Source organism: Corynebacterium sp. 045007 (assembly GCF_040743205.1).
Classification (GTDB): domain Bacteria; phylum Actinomycetota; class Actinomycetes; order Mycobacteriales; family Mycobacteriaceae; genus Corynebacterium; species Corynebacterium jeikeium_D.
Genome location: NZ_JBFLKW010000011.1, coordinates 1 through 18,598, shown reverse-complemented (window position 1 = coordinate 18,598; position 18,598 = coordinate 1). Strand labels below are relative to the sequence as shown.

Genomic DNA, 18,598 nt, shown 5'->3' with positions numbered 1-18,598 from the left:
GATAAGACTGCCACGATTGATGTTGTGACACCAATTTCCAACACGGCCCCTCACCCGAATATTCCACATCGCTAATTCGATTTCTCAGCCTGCCTGCGCAACTGCAGTACCTTCAGCGAGCAGAGGAAGCCAATAGTCAACGCGCCGACAGCGGAATACAGCGCAAACTGCGTGGCATGTGCAAGCGCATTTGTCAGCGGCACCAACACACCGTCGGGAGCACCCTGCGCACGCAGACCAATCAGCATCGAGCCAGCGGAATCCTTCAGCCCCTGCCCCATCTGCTCCAGGCCCGGCGACAGCTTCGCAATCTCACGATCCAACCCAATCGTCAGCGCCATGCCACCGAGTGCTGCACCGAGTGCCGAACCAATCTGCCGAATTGTCGACTGCGTTGCCGATGCCTGCCCCGACAGCCGCACCGGAATATCGCCAAGCACCAGCGAGGTCAACTGTGCCGATGCCAGGCCAAGACCCAGACCGTAGACAATCAATGCAAACACAACCAGCCACAGCGGCAGGTCAACGCGCTCTTCGGCCGCCAACTGCAGCGAACCAAAGACCTCGAGACCAAGGCCCACAATCACCACACCGGCCGGGGTAATCCGAGCTGCCAGATGACGCGCCATGGCACCTGCGAAGAACGCACCGAGAGCCATTGCTGCCAGGACCAGGCCGGTTGCGATCGTCGATAAGCCAATCGCCGACACCAGGTAGAGCGGCAGCACGAAGACCAGCGCGAACTCACCCACCGCGACAAGCATCGCCGTGGTATTCCCCCAGCTGAACGTGGCGTAGGAGAACATCGACACGTCCAACAGCGCAGGATCCGCGTTCTTCCGACGACTGTTTTCCCACAGCACGAAAGCGACAAGCACCACCGCACCAACCAAGAGCGTGACGACGGGTGCGGAGGGAAAAGCAAACCCTATCTTGGCGCCTTGAATGATGCCGAAGACCACGGCACCAAAGCCAATTCCAGACAACACCAGGCCAAGGACATCGAAGCCACCCGCGCCATTGGTATCGCCTGCGGTGTTCGGCACCCAACGCAGCGCAAGGACGAAAAGCACGACGGCGATGGGCACGTTGACCCAGAAGATAGCTTCCCAACCAGCAAACTGCGTAAGCACGCCACCCAGGAGTGGGCCGACTGCTGCAGCACCAGACATGACCGCACCCCAGATGCCGAATGCGGTGGCACGATCTTTATCACGGAATAGTGCATTCACACTGGACAATGTCGACGGCAGAATGCACGCACCACCAATGCCTTGAATGACGCGGGCTATGACCAACGGGGCCAATGAGGTGGAAAGCGCGGCCACGACGGAGCCGACCGTGAAGATGACCAGACCGACGAGGAAAAGCGTTCGACGGCCGAAGCGGTCGCCAGCGCGGCCAGAGGTCAGGAGTAGTGCGGCGAAAACGACCGAGTAGATCGTGGTAATCCACTGCGCGCCCACGATGTCAAGGCCCAGCTCCGAAATGATGGTCGGCAATGAAACACCGACGATGGTTCCATCCAGGACGATCATGCCGAGGCCAACCGCGAGCACGAGCAACCCCCACCACCGCTGTGGCGAGGCCCCGAACTCAGCAATCTGATCCTCGTTGGCGATTGCCATGACGGGGGTGCCCTTCGCTTTCGCTGTGGCACCGGTTTGTGCGTCGGCTGAGACGTCGGCGCTGCTCAAGGAAGGTTTTGTACTCATAGGACTAATGCTAGAAGTGTCCAAGCACTGATTCATCAACCGAAAGTCGTAACTTTGCGGAAAGATCAGCTTCGTTGAGCACAGGGATTGCCTTCGTTGGCACGGAAATACTTTGCTTCATTGAAACTGTGCAATCGCAGCCGAACCCGCTGGGTATAGGGCTTTTATCACCGCACGGTGGCAGATTGCTATGATGCTATGAGGTTTTGGACATTGGTTCATAGTGCTTAATTGTCACTTCATAGTGCCCAATCCTTGCCCCTATAGCTCAGTCGGTTAGAGCAGAGGACTCATAATCCTTTTGTCGCAGGTTCGAGCCCTGCTGGGGGCACTAAAAACTCCGGGCTCTACTCACGCCCATTTACCCGACATCCGGTTGTAACAGCTGGCGCACAGGGAGATGTACTTCGGCGCTTCGAGTGCCTCAATTTCCACGGTTTCGCCGTCGAGGATAATGCTGCCGTCCGGATTCAACCGTGCAGTAAAGATGGCCTTCTGCCCACAAGTGCAGATTGTCTTAATTTCCTCAATGGTGTGGGCAACTTCGAGCAATCGCTGGGAGCCTGGAAAGGCATGGGTGCGAAAGTCGGTACGCAGGCCGTAGCAGAGCACCGGGGTACCGCGAAGGGTAATGCCCAGCAACTGATCGACCTGGTCAGGGGTAAGAAACTGTGCCTCATCGATGATAAGGCAATCGTGGCCGTCGGCAAGCGAGGAGAGGTCATCGCCGTCGTGGACGAGGTGCGCGCGTTCCGCGATTCCGATGCGGGAGTGCACGTCACCATCAGCCAAAGTATCCACGGCTGGCTTGGCGATCAACGGTCGCATATCGCGCTCGCGGTAGTTGTGGGCGACGCGGAGGACCTCGATGGATTTTCCGCTGTTCATGGTTCCGTAGCGGAAGTACAGTTTTGCCATAGCCATCGATTGTAGGGCATCGATTCGCGGGCTCTGACGGCTGTAAACTCGGGCCGCCAACACGGATTTGAATTCCCGACTATCCTATTTTTTATGCAGCCGATTCCTGACCTGAATGAGAATCCAACAGTTGTTGTATGTGGATCTATCCACCTAGATACCCTGGTACAGGTCGATAGCGTACCCGCAGAAGGTGGCACGCTCATCGTTGATGACGGCACTAATATGCTGGGCGGCAAGGGCTCCAACCAGGCCGTTGCTATCGCTTATAACGGTGTCCGTGCGATCATGGCCGGAACTGTTGGCGAGGACCGCGCAGCGGATTTCGTGGTCGAGGAACTCAACGCACACGGCGTAGATGTCCACTCCATTCAGACTTCCTGGGATTTGCCGACCGGCAGCGCTTTCGTCGCAACGAACCGCAAGGGTCGCCCGGTGATTTTTGTCCAGCGTGGTGCCGACGCACTGACGGACCCCACCGATTTCGTCGATGAGTTCGCATCAGCGGATGTAGTGCTCGCGCAAGGCGAGCTACTACCGGAAGCAACTGAGGCCATCGCGTCCGTCGCGTCCATGTACAGCGCGCGTCTAGTGCTGAACCTCAATCCGGTCGTAACCGTTACACCTGCGCTGATTGACCATGCAGATCCGCTGATCGTCAACATGAAGGGCGCCTGGGAAACAATCCGTCGCCTGGACATCGCCGAGGGCATCCGCGCTACCGACTACCGCGCACAGCTCGAGGCGCTTCTGCAGTACTGCCCCAGTGTCGTCATGCTCCGGGGCGACCACGGCTGTCTCTTCGCACAGCACTCCGACGGTCTCGATGACGAGCCGACAATCTACGAGCACCCCGCGCTTAAGCTGCCAGAGGAGAAGATTGTCGACGGCACTGGCTCCGGTGATGCGTTCGTCGGCACGCTTACCGCGGAACTGGCTAAGGGCACCTCGCTTTACGACGCCGTCCCCCTGGCCACCGCAGCAGGTGCGGCAGCCGTACAGGCAGTCGGCGCATGCTCCGCTTTTGTCCGTCGCGAAAAACTGCTGGAGATGGTCGAGGCGGAGGATTTTCCCTCTGTGAAAGAGTACGAGGGCTAAGGGTCGTCAACGACTTGGTGCGCGAGCTGGCGCCGATTAAGTCAGTGCCAGTCGGGCCAGTGGGGCCAGCGGGAGAACCTACCCAGCATTGTCTGGCAGAACGGGCTCAAGCGCCAGCATCACCAAGTACCAACTCAACGCGTACCCGATGAGGAAGACATAGGTAGCAATCGCGTAGATTTTCGCCGGGAAAAAGAATATGGCCGCGGGCACGATGAGTAGCGCCAAAACTGCGAGCGCAGTCCGCGGCAGGTTTTTGACGGTCATGCTGGTGGCCGTTGCAAGGGTTCGGCGTAGCGACGACTGACCGTCGGAAAGCGAGCACAGCGAGTAGACCCAGGCGGTAATTCCCAGCAGTATTAGCGCCCCGGAGGTAACTCCTGCGGCGAAGATTAGGCCGACAGTGCCGAGATCCGCGCGGGAAATAACGTAAAACTCATAGCCAATGGCTCCGGCGAGAACCACGGTGAATAGCCACCACACGGTTGGTGTGCGCCAATTGTCCAGCAGTGCGCGCAAGAAGCGCTGTACGGGCCTTGAGCCTTCGTCACGGACCATATCGCGAGCGACCACTACCCCAGCGCGAGTTGCGGCGCCTGCAGTGACTATCGGGATGGATGCGACGATCATCAGCAGGTTGATGATTACAAGGTCTGCTAACAGCGACCAGGCTGCGTAGAACTTTGTATCGGTGCTGAAAAATCTATCCACGGGTTCATATCCTAATAAAGGCTGATTAACAGACGAAAGCCTCAACCTACGCGGTTGAGGCTTTCGCTTTCGTAAAACGCGGTGCTTGGCGTCCTATGCGCTAACGCTTAGGCAGCTATCCCTTAACGGCACCCGCAGCAACACCCTCGATAATGTGCTTCTGGGTGGCGACGTAGAAGATCACAATCGGAATGATTGCGAGCACCAGCATTGCCATCATCGCGCCAAGGTCACGGTTACCGTTGGAACCAACGAAGCTCTGCACGACGACCGGGATGGTCTTGTACTTAGTGGACAAGCCGATGACCAGGTACGGCAGCAGGTAGTCGTTCCATACCCACATTGCGTTCAGAATGGCGACTGTCACTGCAGTCGGCTTGAGCATGGGCAAAACGATGCGGAAGTAGTTTTGCATCGGAGATGCGCCATCAATCATCGCGGCTTCCTCGATGTCAATCGGGATGGACTTGATGAAGCCGGCAAACATGAAGACCGACAGGCCAGAGCCAAAGCCCAAGTAGAGAACCACAATGCCGATTGGGTTGTTCAAATGCAGCATGTCGGCGATCTTGACGGTCGGGAACATCACCATCTGGAACGGGATGACCATCGAGAACACAAACAGGTAATACAGCAGCGAGGTCCACCACGTCTTCACTCGCGTGATGTAGTAAGCCGTCATCGCAGAGAAGAACACAATCGCAATAACCGAGAGGATCGTGATGACAAAGGACCACACGATCGCCCAGCCGAAGCCCTCCTTCATCAGGCCGACGGCGTAGTTTTCGAACCCGACCCACATGTCACCTAGTGGCAGCTGGAAGGGGTTATCTGAAATTGCGAACTTGGACTTGAACGAGTTGAAGATAATGAACGCGATTGGCCCCAAGAACACGACGGTCAAAAACACCAGAATCGCGTAGATGATGACCTTAGATACGCCTCCCACCTTGGCCTCGTCCTGCTTAGCGGGCTTGGCCTTGGGGAGCTTGGTGGCCGTTTCAGTGGTCATTGCAGCGTCGACAGACATTTATGCCTCCACTTCCTTGCTGCGAGTAGCACGCAGCTGCAGCATCGCGATCGCTACGACCACGACGACGAAAATTACTGCCTTGGCTTGACCAACGCCCTCCACACCAATTCGGTTAAACATGGTGTTGACGATGTTCAGAGCAACCATTTCTGTCTCTGAACCCGGCGCACCATTGGTCAGGGCCAAGTTTTGGTCGAAGAGTTTGAAAGTGTTCGACAGGGTCAAGAAGAGGCAAATGGTAATCGATGGCATGACCATCGGGATAGTAACGTGCCGCAGGATCTCCCAGCGTCCAGCGCCATCAATCTCCGCAGCTTCGATGAGCTCCGGCGGGACATTCTGCAAACCGGCAATATAGATAATCATCATGTAACCGACCAGCTGCCAGTTGATGAGGATGATCAGACCGGCGTAACCGAACTTCCAGTCGGACACGATTGTCGTACCGTACGATGCCAGCACTGCGTTAATCATCGACTGCCAGGTGTAACCGAGCACGATGCCACCGATGAGGTTCGGCATGAAGAAGACTGTGCGGAAGAAGTTCGTGCCCTTCAGCTTGCGCGTCAGAATCCATGCGATCCAGAACGCGAACAAGTTCACAGTAATGATGGAAACAACAACCACCATGAGAGTGAATCCGAAGGAAGCGACGAAGCCCTCGCGCTCACTAAAGGCCTTCTGGTAGTTCTCGATACCAACCCACTGCGCATTAGTGATGGTTGTGAAGTCAGTAAATGATAGGAAGAAACCGATAACGAACGGCACCAAGAACGCGATTGCAAAGGCAATCAGCGTGGGTAGCACGAAAATTGGGAAATACTTTTTCAATGTTGCTTGCATCTACAACACCGCTCCTAAAGCTAAAGGCGGAGCCTGGTGCCTCGAGACCGGTTTAACAGGTCACCGAGCCCCGAGCTCCGCCTTGCCATTGGATGAACTCATTCCGTCGGTTGTTCATGCGCGAGAAGCTTTCGCTTCACACTCACCGATGGAATGGATCACCATTGATTTGCTGGTATTTAATTGTTCGGAGATTCCGCATTCCAGCTGTCGGCGAAAGTCTCGACAACCTTGTCCCACGGCATCTTTCCGGAAGCGTACTGCGCCAGCGCTGCGCCAAAATCATCCTTGAACTGCTGCGACGGGAAGTACTGGAAGTCCCACGGGATGGTGGTCAGGTCCTCGTTCTCAATTGCTGCGGCCACTTCCTTGGCTAGCGGGTCATTCGGAGTGTCGGCTTCAGTGAAGTTCTGGAACGGAGCGATGAATCCGAGATCCTCGACGACGTACTTCTTGCCCTCATCGGTGTTGAACAGCCAATTGACGAAGTCCTTCGTTGCCTTTTGGGAAGCCTCCGAAGCCTTGGAGTTGACCGTCAGGTAGTTCTCAGTACCAACCGAGATGCCGGTCTTATCCTCGTCCTTCAGGCCCATGTACATAGGCATGAACTTAATCTTGTCCTGCTTGACCACGTTGCCGGAGACATCGTTGATCTGGGACCATGCCCAGTTGCCATTCTGAACCATAGCGGCCTTGCCCTGGGCGAATTCCGCCATCGAGTCGGACACAGCCTTCGACGGGGCCAGAGTCTTTTCGACAGTGGAGTTATTCAGGTACAGATCAAAGAGGTTCTTGAACTCCTTGTTGTACTTGAACTTCACATCAGCGGTTTCCTTGGTGCCAAGGTCCTCGAATTCATAATGAACCGGTCCGTTGGCCAAGTGTGTCTGCCAGCGCCAATCCTCACCGGATGCGAGCGAGGTGGAAGCGAAGGTGCCGGAAATCCCCAGCTTGTCCTTCTTGGCCTGCATGTCCTCAGCAACTTCCTTCAGCTTTCCGAAGGCCTTAATCTCGTCGATGCTCTTGGCCTTGGCATCGGGCAGCGCGAAGTACTTGTCCATGATCTCTTCGTTATAGATCAGGCCAAACCCCTCGACTGCAAACGGGACGCCGTATACCTTGCCGTCCTCGCCCTTCAGCGGCTCGATGCCCTCGTTGAGGTTTTGTGCGATCTCAGTGTCAGACATGTCTGCCATGTATTCCTGCCAAGTACGCAGGCCCGCCGGACCATTGACTTGGAACAGTGTTGGCGCGTCCTTTTTACCAATCTCGGCCTTCAGAGTTTGCTCATAGGAATTCGAAGCTGCAGTAACGACCTTGACCTGGACACCAGTCTTGTCAGTGTATGCCTTCGCAATCTTCTGATATGCGGCATCCTGCTCCGGCTTGAAGTTAAGGAAGTAGACACCACCATCTGCAACCGCATCATCACTCGAGCACGCAACCAAACCAGCGGTTGCCATCAGGCCTGCTGCACACAGAGCTGAAAGGCGCTTGAAGTTCTTCACTATGTTTTCTCCCTTGAGAAGAAAGGCCACTTCAATGGCATCCTCCGAGCAATTCGGACGAATATTTGCCAGCAGCCGTGGCCTAATTGGATTATCCCGCCCTGCGGCTAGAAGTAGCCTTTCATGCGAACTTCGACGCCACCCACGCGGGTATTCGGTCTCACCAAAATCTTACTTGACCAAAACCAATTTAGGTTGGCCTTCAGCCAGCTGTGAACAAATGCAAAGGAGAAAAATAGCAAAAGCTCTCGAAAGCACACCTAGAATTTGAGCTGTTTTCGAGCTGTTTTCGCTGAACAGAGCCGCCTACCGGCACCAAAGTAAGCACCTGGCCGCGACAATCACACGCAGACCCGACAACCACCCGACCACCAAAAGCACCCCTGTTTGGCCTGAATGTATATTTTTATAATATTCTGGCGGGTCGTTTACTTGTCACTTTTGAAATAATCGTACGCTCGACAGTCTGCTTCTAGAGAGCTACTCGACCTCATCGCTCGCGGGAAGATATACGGACTCGTCGCGATGCCCGGGCAACACTCGATCCACGTAGCTCTGCACCGCTTCTTGAAGCGGCACATCCGCACGGCGTTTTTCTGCCATGTACCAGCGATGCTCCAAGACCTCGTGGAAAACCTGCGCATCCTGCAGCCTTCCACGCAGCCCCTCGGGCACAGCCAGAATTGTGGCCTCGAAAACTTCACGCAGCCATCGGTGCGCAACCTGCTCTAGCGGAACCCCTTCAAGACCTTCCGCCAACCGAAAGGTCTGCATACTATTGAGCATCCGCCTCGCTTGCCGTTCTTGAACATCCAACCCCGTCAGTCGCATTAACTGCCGATGGTGATGCCCTGCGTCAACCACTCGTGGTCGGAACACAACACGGCCACCATCACTGGTGACTTTCAGCTCGCCAACATCGAAACCGAGGTCGTTGAGCCTGCGAATCCGCTCATCGACAAGCCAAGGCTCCTCAACACCAATAGATTCTTCCCCCGTCAGCTCTTGCCACAAGTCCTCATAACGCTCAATAATGCGCCTACCCACCGCAATTACGTCCAACTCAGGATCGAGGAATCCGCCGGCCTGCAGATCCATGAGCTCTCCGATGATGTTGGTATGGGCAACGTCAACGTCGTAAAGCCTGCGGGAATCTGAGAGTGTGCCTTGCAAATCTCCCGTTTCCGCGTCGACAAGGTAGGCGGAGAAAGCGTCTGCGTCACGACGAAACAATGTGTTCGACAGTGACACGTCGCCCCAGTAAAAACCAAGGAGATGTAACCGAACTAGCAGGACTACCAGCGAGTCAATCAGGCGGACCACAGTTTCGCGGGTGACCTGTTGAGAAAAAACTGCACGATACGGCAGCGAATACTCGAGATGTTCTGTGACGAGTGCCGCAGTTAACGGTTCGCCATCTGGATCCTTGCGGCCAGTAATGACCGCAAGCGGGCGAACCGATGGAGCACCGAGCCTGACCAGGTCACGCAGCATTCGATACTCATGATGAGCAGTGAACTCACCAATTTCTTTCACTGCAATGACGCGGTCATCCAAGTTGACGAATCGAACAATGTGCCGCGAAATTCCCTGAGGTAGGGCGGCTAACAAATCGTCTGGCCACTGTTCCAGAGGTATATGCCAAGGAAGGCGCAAAAGCTTTGAAGCCACCGTTGTCGCGGCTATTTTCATAGTTTCCGACACGGTGGCTCCTAAAACTGTCTTACTGTCCCACTGCCCTACCAGCTACTCATTTCATCTAAACGAAAGAGTTTAGGCCGGAAGGCGCATACCAGTCGACTTCGAGAACAGGTGCAGCATGCCCGGACGAATCTTGCCGTAAACTACCGAGCCCAACTGCGGCGCGGTGCGCGGGGCGGTACGAATAACCACCTGACCGTGTTCCTCTTCGTCCGGGTTAGAGGAAGATCCGGAGCTCAATGCTCCGCCACCGACGAGATCGCCATACATGAATGCATCGGAGCCCAATTCCTCGACCAAGTTAACCTGCACCGGAATGACGTCATCTCCCGGGCCCTCGACCAGGTCGAATGCCTCCGGACGGAAGCCCACGATAATCTGGTTCTGATCCTCCGGCGTGATTGCAGCAAGTGTGGCGTCCGGCAGCTTAATCTTGGCCTCACCCAACGTGGCGTAACCATTAGAGACGTTGAACGTGCCCAGGTTCATCGCAGGCGAGCCAATGAAGCCCGCGACGAATTCGTTTGCCGGGGTTTCGTAGAGTTCGCGCGGGGTACCGACCTGCTGCAGAACACCGAAGTTAATGACCGCGATGCGGTCGCCCATGGTCAGCGCCTCAGTCTGGTCGTGGGTGACATACATGGTGGTCACACCCATCCGACGCTGCATGGCCGCAATCTGAGTACGGGTTTGAACACGCAGCTTCGCGTCCAGGTTCGACAACGGCTCGTCCATCAGGAACACCTGCGGCTTGCGCACAATCGCACGCCCCATTGCCACACGCTGACGCTGACCACCGGACAGAGCCTTAGGCTTACGGTCCAGGAACTGAGTTAGATCCAGGGTCTTCGCAGCTTCTTCGACACGACGGTCAATCTCGTCCTTGTCCACACCAGCAATCTTGAGCGCGAAGCCCATGTTCTCGCGCACCGTCATATGCGGGTACAGGGCGTAGTTCTGGAAGACCATCGCAATATCGCGATCCTTGGGCGAGACATTGGTCACATCACGATCACCAATGAAAATCTTGCCCTCATTGACCTCTTCCAGACCGGCAAGCATGCGCAGTGTTGTGGACTTACCACAACCGGAGGGGCCTACCAGAACCAGGAACTCGCCATCGGCAATTTCCAAGTTGAACTTGTCCACAGAAGGCTTCGTCGCACCAGGGTAAATGCGAGTGGCATCAGCAAAAGTCACAGTAGCCATGTGAATACAAACCTTTCATCGGCAGGTACGTGCCGAACGATCCGAGTGAAAGTAACCGCAGGAACAGCTCCTACGTATCTGCCTCACAAGCTTACTCTTAATCGAGCAGCCCCGTCACGAGCTCCGCAATCTTCGAGCGCTCCGAGCGCTTCAGCGTGATGTGTGCAAAAAGCTCGTTGCCCTTGAGTTTTTCAATCACCGCCTGCACACCGTCATGGCGGCCGACGCGCAGGTTGTCACGCTGCGCCACGTCGTGCGTAAGGATGACCCGGGAATTGCTACCAAGACGCGACAGCACCGTCAGCAGTACGTTGCGCTCCAGCGACTGTGCCTCATCGACAATCACGAAGCTGTCATGCAGGCTACGACCGCGAATGTGTGTCAGTGGCAGCACCTCCAGCATGTCGCGCGAGGCAATCTCATCCATCACGTTGTCTGAAACCAATCCCTCCAGGGTGTCGTAAACAGCCTGCGCCCACGGGTTCATCTTTTCGTCCTCACTACCTGGCAGGTAGCCAAGGTTCTGACCACCTACCGCATAGAGCGGACGGAACACAACAATCCGGCGATGCAGTCCGCGCTCCAGCACCGACTCCAGTCCCGCACACAGCGCAAGCGCCGACTTACCCGTACCGGCTCGGCCGCCGAGGGACACAATCCCTACCGAGTCATCCAACAGCAGGTCAAGCGCCACACGCTGCTCCGCCGACCGCCCCTTCAGGCCAAACGCCTCCGTATCGCCCCGCACAAGCTTGACGACGCCCGGGGCGCTCACCCGTGCCAGCGCAGACTGGCTACCAGCGCTGAGCTGCACGCCGCAGTGCAGCGGCTGATCCTGGATCTGCTCGAGCTCAAGGAACCCATTGGCGAAGAGACGATCAATTTCCTCCGGGTCGACGTCCACTTCCACCATTCCCGAGTACCCAGTCAGAACGACGTCCTGGGCGCGGTAATCGTCGGCAGGCAAGCCGACCGCACCAGCCTTGACGCGAAGCGGAATGTCTTTGGTGACCAGCACGACATCATGGCCATCATGCTGAAGATTGAGGGCGCAAGCCAGAATGCGGTGATCGTTTTCGGCGGTGCGGAAGCCTGCGGGAAGGATGGAGGGATCGGAGTGGTTGAGCTCAATATGCATAAACCCGCCAAGATCATTGGCGGGCACAGGCCGGTCCAGGTGGCCGTAGCGGTAACGCAGCTCTTCGAGAAAACGGAGCGCTTCTCGGGCGAACCACCCCAGCTCTGGGTGGTGGCGCTTGGCCTCCAACTCACTCACCACGACCAGCGGAAGCACAACTTGGTGCTCATCGAACTTCTTGGTGGCGTGGGGATCGGACAGCAGGACCGAGGTATCAAGCACGTAGGTACGCATGCCCTCAGGCTAAAAGTCAGAGGTAGAAATTACGTGGTTGTGAGATGAATGCTTGGTTATCAGATGAACCACAGTTGGTTACAGGCTCTAATCCTCAAGTTGAACCCTAAGGAAGTGACCGAGCACCGAGCACCACTGCCCGGCCACTCCACTGCCCTTTTAATGGCAACTAGTCGTTATGGCGAATCTGTCGACCCAGCAACTTGTGGCGAAGCGGATCAACCGCCAAGGTCACAGCGCCAACTGATACAACTCCCACGAGATACGCCAGCGCAACAACAAGGGAGCGTTGACCAAACGTGATTTCGTTCGCAATCGGTCCGAACATGGTGGCTCCCAACAGCGCACCCATGACAAAGCCGAAGATACTGGTCGCAAGCATGGGAAAGAATGTCTGCTTGAAAGTGACCGTGCGGTGGAAGTTGATTGGCGTCCCGATGAAGTCCAGCGCCTTTGTCAGCGATGCCTCTTCATAGACGGCTGAGGCCTGAGTCAAAAGCGTTGACACCAGCAGCAGAACGAAACCGATTACGAAAGTGATAGTCACACCGGTTGCAATATCGTGCGCGAATGTGACATCTGCAACCTCTTCAATCTTGTCTTCGCCAGGCACCATCATTGTGTAGCCAAGCAGCAGGGACAGGAAGGCCATGGAACTTACTCGACGCCACGATTCCTTAGCGTTAGTCGCGACTCGTCGCGTCGCCACAAAATCACTTGAAGTACCGAAGAAGCTGGAGATGCGGGCAACAAGCTGGATAAAGAAAGGCGCCACCAGGCCAATTGCCCAGACCATCAGGTACATCATCGCTGCGACACCAAGCGTGGCAGTGACGGTTCCACCCGCGATATTGGAGTTGGCAATCACGTACAGGACGATCGCACCGATAACAACGGCCACAATCATGCGCCATGCCTTCATCGACTTGGGCACTTCCTTGCGGCTAACGCCGAGTGGTGAAATCATCACCCTTCGCAAACCGACCACAGCGGCAAAGAGTGCGAGTAGCACCACGGCAACCCAGACCAGCGGGTAGCCCCACCAGGGCAGCAACATGTCCCAGGTATCCAGGTAGTCATTGTCGAACTTGATTATCGCCCAGAATGGCGCAGTGGCCACCGACAACAACGTGCCCACCACAAGCCCAACAGCTGCCAAGACGAGGGTTTCGATAACTACCATGCGTGTAACTGCCCCGTTGGAGAGACCAATTAAGCGCAGAGTTGCCAACCTCTGCTCACGCCCCGCAGCGCCAAGCACCGCCGACTGGGCCACCAGCGAAACCATTGCCGGAATCACAAACACACAGGCCACGAGTGCCAGCTGCAGGTACATCTCGCCCTGACCTTGATTCATGTAATCCTCGGGCGTTGGGTTCGGCGGCAGCTTTGGCTCAGCCTGCCAACGGCGGTAAAACATCGCCGTGCCGCCAACGACAACCAGCGCCAACCAGGTGCTCACAGTCATAGCGACCACAGACAGCGCGGACAACCAACCGTTTCCCGAGTGCGATTCGCGCCCGGCGCGCTGCAGCCGCGTGCTCAAGTCCGCTAGTGCGCCGGTAGGAATTCTCTGGGGTTTTGGTGCTTCAGTTACGGTGCTCACTTTGTAACCTCCGCTCCTGCCAGCATGCGGTCGTCGTGAATCAGGCCATCGCGGATCTCCACACGTCGACGACACCAGTCGGCCACCTTCACATCGTGCGTGACCATCACCAATGTCGTCCCAGTCTGCTCCACCAACGCGGTGAGCTGCTGCATGACCTCATGGCCTGTGGACTGGTCCAACGCGCCAGTCGGCTCATCAGCAAAGATGACACCTGGCTCGCCGGCCATCGCGCGGGCAATTGCTACACGCTGTGCTTGGCCGCCGGACATCTGTCCTGGGCGACGGCGCGTTAGGTCTTCTAGGCCCAGGCGGCTGAGGACATCGTCGGCAAGCGCGAGTGACTTCGAGCGCTTCTTGCCCTGCAGAATCATTGGCAGAGCAACGTTTTCCCGGGCGGTCAGTTCGGGGAGGAGTTGGCCGTCTTGGAAGACGAAGCCGAAGTCGTGCAGGCGGAGGGCGGAGCGGTCGGCATCAGAAAGCGAATTAATCTTTGTGTCACCGAAGATGACGTCGCCGTCGTCCGGCAGCAACACGCCGGACATGCAGTGCAGCAGCGTGGACTTACCAGAACCTGACGGTCCCATGACTGCCACGGTTTCGCCGGGCTCAATGGTCAGCGAAATGCCGGTGAGAACGGGAGCTGAATTGTAGGACTTAGTGATGTCACGAATACAAAGTCGTGCGTTTCTTGGGCTGTTGTTGTCTGTCATGGCACTCATTTCACTCGCACGGAGGCGATTTCAACACCGTGCCCACTTTCCTTTTGCGGTAGTGCTAGGTCTACTATGCCGGAAATTAATTCCTCCGTAGACAGAGCTTTCGTACCATAGGAAACTATGGAGCTGAAGGATTATTTCCGCAAATATATCGGCGCGAACCGCCGCGAAAAAGCGCATAAACGCAGCTACGAGGAATCCGCCGCCGCTCGCATCGCCGAACTTACCGCTTCACGACGAACAATTGCCGAAGCCTTCGAGATTGAACGTCGCCGCATTGAAAATGACCTCCACGACGGAGCTCAGCAATACATTGTTGCAGCTTCAATGAAATTGGGACTTGCAGAATTGGAGGCATCCAATACTGGCAATGAGGAATTAATGCAGCTCCTCGCGGAAACTCGCGGCCATTTGGAGGATGGATTACGCGCTTTGCGGCGGACAGTCCACGGAATTCACCCGCAGGTGTTGCGCGATCGCGGTCTGCAAGCGGCTGTTGAAGAGATTGCTGAAGGATACGGCCCTCACGTTGTTGTGCACACTCCCTATCCCCTGCCTGAATTGGAAGAAAGTGTGCTCGCCGCGGCATATTTTTTCTGTGCAGAAGTGCTGACTAATGCGGCGAAATATGCACCGAACGCTCCTGTTTCTGTGCTGCTCACCTCGGATCAAACACTGAATATTTCAATTACGGACCAAGGCCCTGGCGGCGCAAAATTGGGGCGCGGATTGCGGGGTATGAAAGAGCGTCTAGCCACTTTCGACGGTGCGATGACCATGCACTCTCCCGAAGGTGGGCCAACGCAGGTAATAGCCAGAATTCCTTTGATGTTGAACCGCTGGGAATCAGGTATTGGAGAAATGGAAAACGTGGAAATGAAAGGTGCGGAGAAGAAATGAAAATTGTCATTGCGGATGACTCGGCACTCCTGCGGGAGGGGGTCGCGGGGCTCGTCGAAAAGCGTGGACATGAAGTGATTGCGATGGTCGACACTGCCCACGGCCTGGTAGCGGACATCGATGACCGTTTTGATGACACGGGCGAGCTGCCAGATTTAGTGATAACCGATGTGCGCATGCCTCCAAAGATGAGCGATGACGGCCTGCGGGCGGCGGTCGAGTTGCGCGAGCGTTATCCGCAGCTGAATGTGATGGTGCTGTCGCAGTATGTGGCGCCGGCGTATGCGCGCGAGTTGTTCTCGTCGAGCGGTGCTGGAGGTAGTGCTGGGGTTGGTACTGGGGTTGGCTCGAGTGGCAGCAGCTCGAGTGGCGGGACCGGGTATCTGCTCAAAGACCGCGTTGGCCAGGTGTTGGACTTCTTGGGCTCGCTCGAAGTCGTCGCCGGTGGTGGCGTGGTGATTGACCCTGATGTGGCGACGGCATTGATGCAGTCCGGCAAATCGGGACTAGCCAGTTTAACGGCGCGCGAACGCGAAGTGCTCGAGCTGATGGCACGCGGCAAGTCCAATAAGCAGATTGCCGATGACCTCGTGCTTTCCGGGGCGGCAGTGGCGAAACACGTGTCCAACATTTTTATGAAGCTGCATCTGGAGCCCGGTGAGGAAAACCGCCGCGTGCGGGCAATTTTGGAATTTCTCACGGCGACGTCGGGGCAAATTTAGGGTCGGCAGCAATCGTATCTCTCGCAAAGTCGATGAAAAAATAAGTGTTGATTGTGGCACGAGTCACAATTTAAAGTTGGCACATACGTTTGTTGTTTCCCTATCGAAAGGAAGTGTCTACATGACTGTTTACGCCAACCCCGGCACCCCCGATGCGATCTTCACGTACAAGGAGCAGTACGAGAATTTCATCGGCGGTAAGTGGACACCTCCAGTAGACGGGCAATACATGGACAACTCCACCCCGGTTACGGGCGAGGTTTTCTGCCGGGTTCCGCGGTCTAACGAGAAAGACATTGAGCTCGCCCTCGACGCCGCACACAAAGCGAAGGACTCCTGGGCCTCGGTTCCTGCGGCCGAGCGGGCGCTGATCCTCCACCGCATCGCGGACCGTATAGAGGAAAACCTTGAGAAGATTGCCGTCGCCGAGACCTGGGAGAACGGCAAGGCCATCCGCGAGACCCTCGCCGCTGACATCCCGCTCGCAATCGACCACTTCCGCTACTTCGCCGGCGCCACCCGCACGCAGGAGGGGCGCATCTCGCAGATCGACGACAACACGGTCGCCTACCACTTCCACGAGCCACTCGGCGTCGTCGGCCAGATCATCCCGTGGAACTTCCCCCTCCTGATGGCCGCATGGAAGATCGCCCCGGCCCTCGCCGCCGGCAACTGCATCGTGCTCAAGCCTGCAGAGCAGACCCCCGCGTCGATTCTCATGCTCACCGAGATCATCGCCGATCTACTTCCGGACGGCGTCCTCAACATCGTCAATGGCCTCGGCACCGAAGCCGGTGCTGCGCTGACCGCAAGCGACCGAATCTCCAAGATTGCGTTCACCGGATCGACTGCCGTTGGCCAGGTAATCAACAAGGCAGTGTCCGACAAGATTATTCCAATCACGCTGGAGCTCGGCGGCAAGTCCCCATCCATCTTCTTCCCCGACGTCATGGATGCCGACGACGCGTTCCGTGAGAAGTGCATCGAGGGCCTGGCCATGTTCGCGCTGAACCAGGGCGAGGTCTGCACCTGCCCGTCGCGAGCCCTGGTCCACGAAGACATCGCTGATGAGTTCCTGAAGCTCGCGGTCGAGCGCGTCAAGCAGATTAAGACCGGCAACCCGCTGGATACGTCGGTACAGATGGGTGCCCAGGCGTCCCAGGAGCAGCTGGACAAAATCTCCGGATACTTGGAGTCCGGGCCGACGGAGGGCGCGGAGGTTCTCACCGGCGGCAACGTCGCCAAGCTCGAAGGGCTGGAGGGAGGCTACTACGTCGAGCCGACCATCTTTAAAGGCAACAACTCGATGCGTTTCTTCCGTGAGGAGATCTTCGGCCCGGTCCTGGCCGTGACAACCTTCAAGACTCTGGACGAGGCTCTCGACATTGCCAACGACACTATCTACGGTCTTGGCGCCGGCGTGTGGAGCCGCAACCAGAACAACGCCTACCGCGCTGCCCGCGGTATCCAGGCTGGCCGCGTATGGGTGAATAACTACCACAGCTACCCTGCTCACGCAGCCTTCGGCGGTTACAAGCAGTCCGGTATCGGCCGCGAGAATCACTTGATGATGCTCGAGCACTACCAGGAGACCAAGTGCATGCTCGTCTCTTACGACGAGAACCCGACTGGCCTGTTCTAAGAATCCGACCCCTTGGGGCTAGGCGATTTGTCGATTCCGATTCACGTCCGATGAAGGTGTCGACAATCGCCTCTGCCCCCCAAAAAAAACGCCCTCCGCGCCTGGCAGGTTACGATGGTCGGCCTTAACCTGACGCACCAGGCGCTGGCGACTCCAAAGTTAGAGGCCTAGCTCACGGCCGCCAGCTAGGTCTCTCTTTCTTTCTTCACTTGCCGGTACCACCTACGCATCCGATTAATCGCGGCACTGGCGGCCCATCCGCCAAGAAATAGTAGCGGGATGTAGAAGAACACGACATAGGCGACGGCTAGGCCGTCCTGGCCATCGGGCGGCGTGGTGAGAAATAGGAATGCCAGATCGCCAAGCGCGGCAATTCCTGCGCCGGTAGCTGCTGCGACAATGCTCCGCGCGCTGGCCATCCCCCGAGCCAACGACCGATCACCGGCGAAAACGGCTATTGCTCCAACCAGCATTACTGAGACCAACATGGACACAATCCACGACGCAATTCCTTCGTCGTAGGCGAGATTGGGCTCCGGCAAGATTAGCCCACCTAAAACACTCCACGCGACCGCGGCGAAAAAGGACGCCAGCAAGGGGCGGGCTATATTGTCGAGCCTCATGCGTCCCAGGTTACGTGAGATAACTTCCAGAAAGACCGAATCTCCCCTCCCCGGTGGAGAATCGAGTCACGCCCACAAGAACAAAGATCTCCGAGCATAAAGTGGGGTAAGGAGAGAAACTGACAACCCGAAAACTTACGGGCTGCAAATGTGAAACTGTGTAAGTTTATGACACTTTCAGGGGGTAGGGTCAGGCGGTCATTGCATCATGGATAACACCAGAGATTACCTCCCGGGGAGTTAACCCGTCGAGCACTACCCGTGGCCGGTTATTCAGC

The 18,598-nt window shown here is 56.7% G+C and carries 16 protein-coding genes and 1 tRNA gene; 5 read left to right on the top strand and 12 right to left on the bottom strand.

Annotation, left to right across the window (positions count from 1 at the left end; genetic code table 11):
• Window positions 1-71: 71 nt before the first annotated feature.
• On the bottom strand, window positions 72-1,715 hold the full coding sequence (locus tag AB1Z34_RS06885) for a DHA2 family efflux MFS transporter permease subunit (protein WP_016423085.1): 1,644 nt from the start codon (window positions 1,713-1,715) through the stop codon (window positions 72-74).
• Between the two features lie 257 nt (window positions 1,716-1,972).
• Between AB1Z34_RS06885 and AB1Z34_RS06880 the strand changes: the two genes are divergently transcribed.
• A tRNA-Ile gene (locus AB1Z34_RS06880) sits at window positions 1,973-2,046 on the top strand.
• Between the two features lie 20 nt (window positions 2,047-2,066).
• On the opposite strand, the gene AB1Z34_RS06875 is transcribed toward AB1Z34_RS06880, so the two are convergent.
• Window positions 2,067-2,633, bottom strand: a complete 567-nt coding sequence (locus tag AB1Z34_RS06875; protein ID WP_042389409.1) for a thymidine kinase — start codon at window positions 2,631-2,633, stop codon at window positions 2,067-2,069.
• Between the two features lie 93 nt (window positions 2,634-2,726).
• Here AB1Z34_RS06875 and AB1Z34_RS06870 point away from each other — a divergent pair, with 93 nt between their 5' ends.
• Window positions 2,727-3,731, top strand: coding sequence for a PfkB family carbohydrate kinase (locus AB1Z34_RS06870; RefSeq protein ID WP_367158120.1), 1,005 nt, complete (start codon window positions 2,727-2,729; stop codon window positions 3,729-3,731).
• 78 nt (window positions 3,732-3,809) lie between these two features.
• Here AB1Z34_RS06870 and AB1Z34_RS06865 read toward each other — a convergent pair whose 3' ends face one another.
• From AB1Z34_RS06865 to AB1Z34_RS06825, 9 genes are all read right to left on the bottom strand, one after another.
• Window positions 3,810-4,442, bottom strand: coding sequence for a DUF624 domain-containing protein (locus tag AB1Z34_RS06865; protein ID WP_016423088.1), 633 nt, complete (start codon window positions 4,440-4,442; stop codon window positions 3,810-3,812).
• 115 nt (window positions 4,443-4,557) lie between these two features.
• Window positions 4,558-5,454 carry a carbohydrate ABC transporter permease gene (locus AB1Z34_RS06860; RefSeq protein WP_042389412.1) on the bottom strand — a complete coding sequence of 299 codons (897 nt, stop codon included), beginning with the start codon at window positions 5,452-5,454 and terminating at the stop codon, window positions 4,558-4,560.
• A gap of 18 nt (window positions 5,455-5,472) precedes the next feature.
• Window positions 5,473-6,318: a carbohydrate ABC transporter permease gene (locus AB1Z34_RS06855; RefSeq protein ID WP_016423090.1), complete on the bottom strand. Its 846-nt coding sequence runs from the start codon at window positions 6,316-6,318 to the stop codon at window positions 5,473-5,475.
• 179 nt (window positions 6,319-6,497) lie between these two features.
• On the bottom strand, window positions 6,498-7,826 hold the full coding sequence (locus tag AB1Z34_RS06850) for an ABC transporter substrate-binding protein (RefSeq protein WP_042388805.1): 1,329 nt from the start codon (window positions 7,824-7,826) through the stop codon (window positions 6,498-6,500).
• A gap of 480 nt (window positions 7,827-8,306) precedes the next feature.
• Complete coding sequence (locus AB1Z34_RS06845) at window positions 8,307-9,518, bottom strand: DUF4032 domain-containing protein (protein ID WP_172620277.1); 1,212 nt, start codon at window positions 9,516-9,518, stop codon at window positions 8,307-8,309.
• Between the two features lie 81 nt (window positions 9,519-9,599).
• Window positions 9,600-10,736: an ABC transporter ATP-binding protein gene (locus AB1Z34_RS06840; protein WP_070602974.1), complete on the bottom strand. Its 1,137-nt coding sequence runs from the start codon at window positions 10,734-10,736 to the stop codon at window positions 9,600-9,602.
• A gap of 97 nt (window positions 10,737-10,833) precedes the next feature.
• On the bottom strand, window positions 10,834-12,108 hold the full coding sequence (locus AB1Z34_RS06835; protein ID WP_042388806.1) for a PhoH family protein: 1,275 nt from the start codon (window positions 12,106-12,108) through the stop codon (window positions 10,834-10,836).
• Between the two features lie 169 nt (window positions 12,109-12,277).
• Window positions 12,278-13,714, bottom strand: a complete 1,437-nt coding sequence (locus AB1Z34_RS06830) for an FtsX-like permease family protein (RefSeq protein WP_049189608.1) — start codon at window positions 13,712-13,714, stop codon at window positions 12,278-12,280.
• Window positions 13,711-14,427, bottom strand: coding sequence for an ABC transporter ATP-binding protein (locus tag AB1Z34_RS06825; RefSeq protein ID WP_042389415.1), 717 nt, complete (start codon window positions 14,425-14,427; stop codon window positions 13,711-13,713). The genes AB1Z34_RS06830 and AB1Z34_RS06825 overlap by 4 nt, the downstream gene beginning before the upstream one ends.
• A 126-nt stretch (window positions 14,428-14,553) precedes the next feature.
• On the opposite strand from AB1Z34_RS06825, the gene AB1Z34_RS06820 reads away from it, so the two are divergent.
• The 3 genes from AB1Z34_RS06820 (at window position 14,554) to AB1Z34_RS06810 (ending at window position 17,697) form a co-directional block, all read left to right on the top strand.
• A complete protein-coding gene (locus AB1Z34_RS06820) occupies window positions 14,554-15,333 on the top strand; it encodes a sensor histidine kinase (protein ID WP_083310560.1) in 780 nt (259 codons plus the stop codon).
• On the top strand, window positions 15,330-16,055 hold the full coding sequence (locus AB1Z34_RS06815; RefSeq protein WP_005511017.1) for a response regulator transcription factor: 726 nt from the start codon (window positions 15,330-15,332) through the stop codon (window positions 16,053-16,055). The genes AB1Z34_RS06820 and AB1Z34_RS06815 overlap by 4 nt, the downstream gene beginning before the upstream one ends.
• 121 nt (window positions 16,056-16,176) lie before the next feature.
• Window positions 16,177-17,697: an aldehyde dehydrogenase family protein gene (locus tag AB1Z34_RS06810; RefSeq protein ID WP_070602968.1), complete on the top strand. Its 1,521-nt coding sequence runs from the start codon at window positions 16,177-16,179 to the stop codon at window positions 17,695-17,697.
• A gap of 185 nt (window positions 17,698-17,882) precedes the next feature.
• On the opposite strand, the gene AB1Z34_RS06805 is transcribed toward AB1Z34_RS06810, so the two are convergent.
• On the bottom strand, window positions 17,883-18,320 hold the full coding sequence (locus tag AB1Z34_RS06805) for a hypothetical protein (RefSeq protein WP_367158119.1): 438 nt from the start codon (window positions 18,318-18,320) through the stop codon (window positions 17,883-17,885).
• Between the last annotated feature and the right edge of the window lie 278 nt (window positions 18,321-18,598).

Coding starts and splice junctions, on each gene's coding strand:
- AB1Z34_RS06825 (WP_042389415.1), bottom strand. CDS start 14,427: ATGACAGACAACAACAGCCCAAGAAACGCACGACTTTGTATTCGTGAC.
- AB1Z34_RS06810 (WP_070602968.1), top strand. CDS start 16,177: ATGACTGTTTACGCCAACCCCGGCACCCCCGATGCGATCTTCACGTAC.
- AB1Z34_RS06835 (WP_042388806.1), bottom strand. CDS start 12,108: ATGCGTACCTACGTGCTTGATACCTCGGTCCTGCTGTCCGATCCCCAC.
- AB1Z34_RS06855 (WP_016423090.1), bottom strand. CDS start 6,318: ATGCAAGCAACATTGAAAAAGTATTTCCCAATTTTCGTGCTACCCACG.
- AB1Z34_RS06820 (WP_083310560.1), top strand. CDS start 14,554: ATGGAGCTGAAGGATTATTTCCGCAAATATATCGGCGCGAACCGCCGC.
- AB1Z34_RS06840 (WP_070602974.1), bottom strand. CDS start 10,736: ATGGCTACTGTGACTTTTGCTGATGCCACTCGCATTTACCCTGGTGCG.
- AB1Z34_RS06845 (WP_172620277.1), bottom strand. CDS start 9,518: ATGAAAATAGCCGCGACAACGGTGGCTTCAAAGCTTTTGCGCCTTCCT.
- AB1Z34_RS06860 (WP_042389412.1), bottom strand. CDS start 5,454: ATGACCACTGAAACGGCCACCAAGCTCCCCAAGGCCAAGCCCGCTAAG.
- AB1Z34_RS06870 (WP_367158120.1), top strand. CDS start 2,727: ATGCAGCCGATTCCTGACCTGAATGAGAATCCAACAGTTGTTGTATGT.
- AB1Z34_RS06815 (WP_005511017.1), top strand. CDS start 15,330: ATGAAAATTGTCATTGCGGATGACTCGGCACTCCTGCGGGAGGGGGTC.
- AB1Z34_RS06805 (WP_367158119.1), bottom strand. CDS start 18,320: ATGAGGCTCGACAATATAGCCCGCCCCTTGCTGGCGTCCTTTTTCGCC.
- AB1Z34_RS06885 (WP_016423085.1), bottom strand. CDS start 1,715: ATGAGTACAAAACCTTCCTTGAGCAGCGCCGACGTCTCAGCCGACGCA.
- AB1Z34_RS06875 (WP_042389409.1), bottom strand. CDS start 2,633: ATGGCAAAACTGTACTTCCGCTACGGAACCATGAACAGCGGAAAATCC.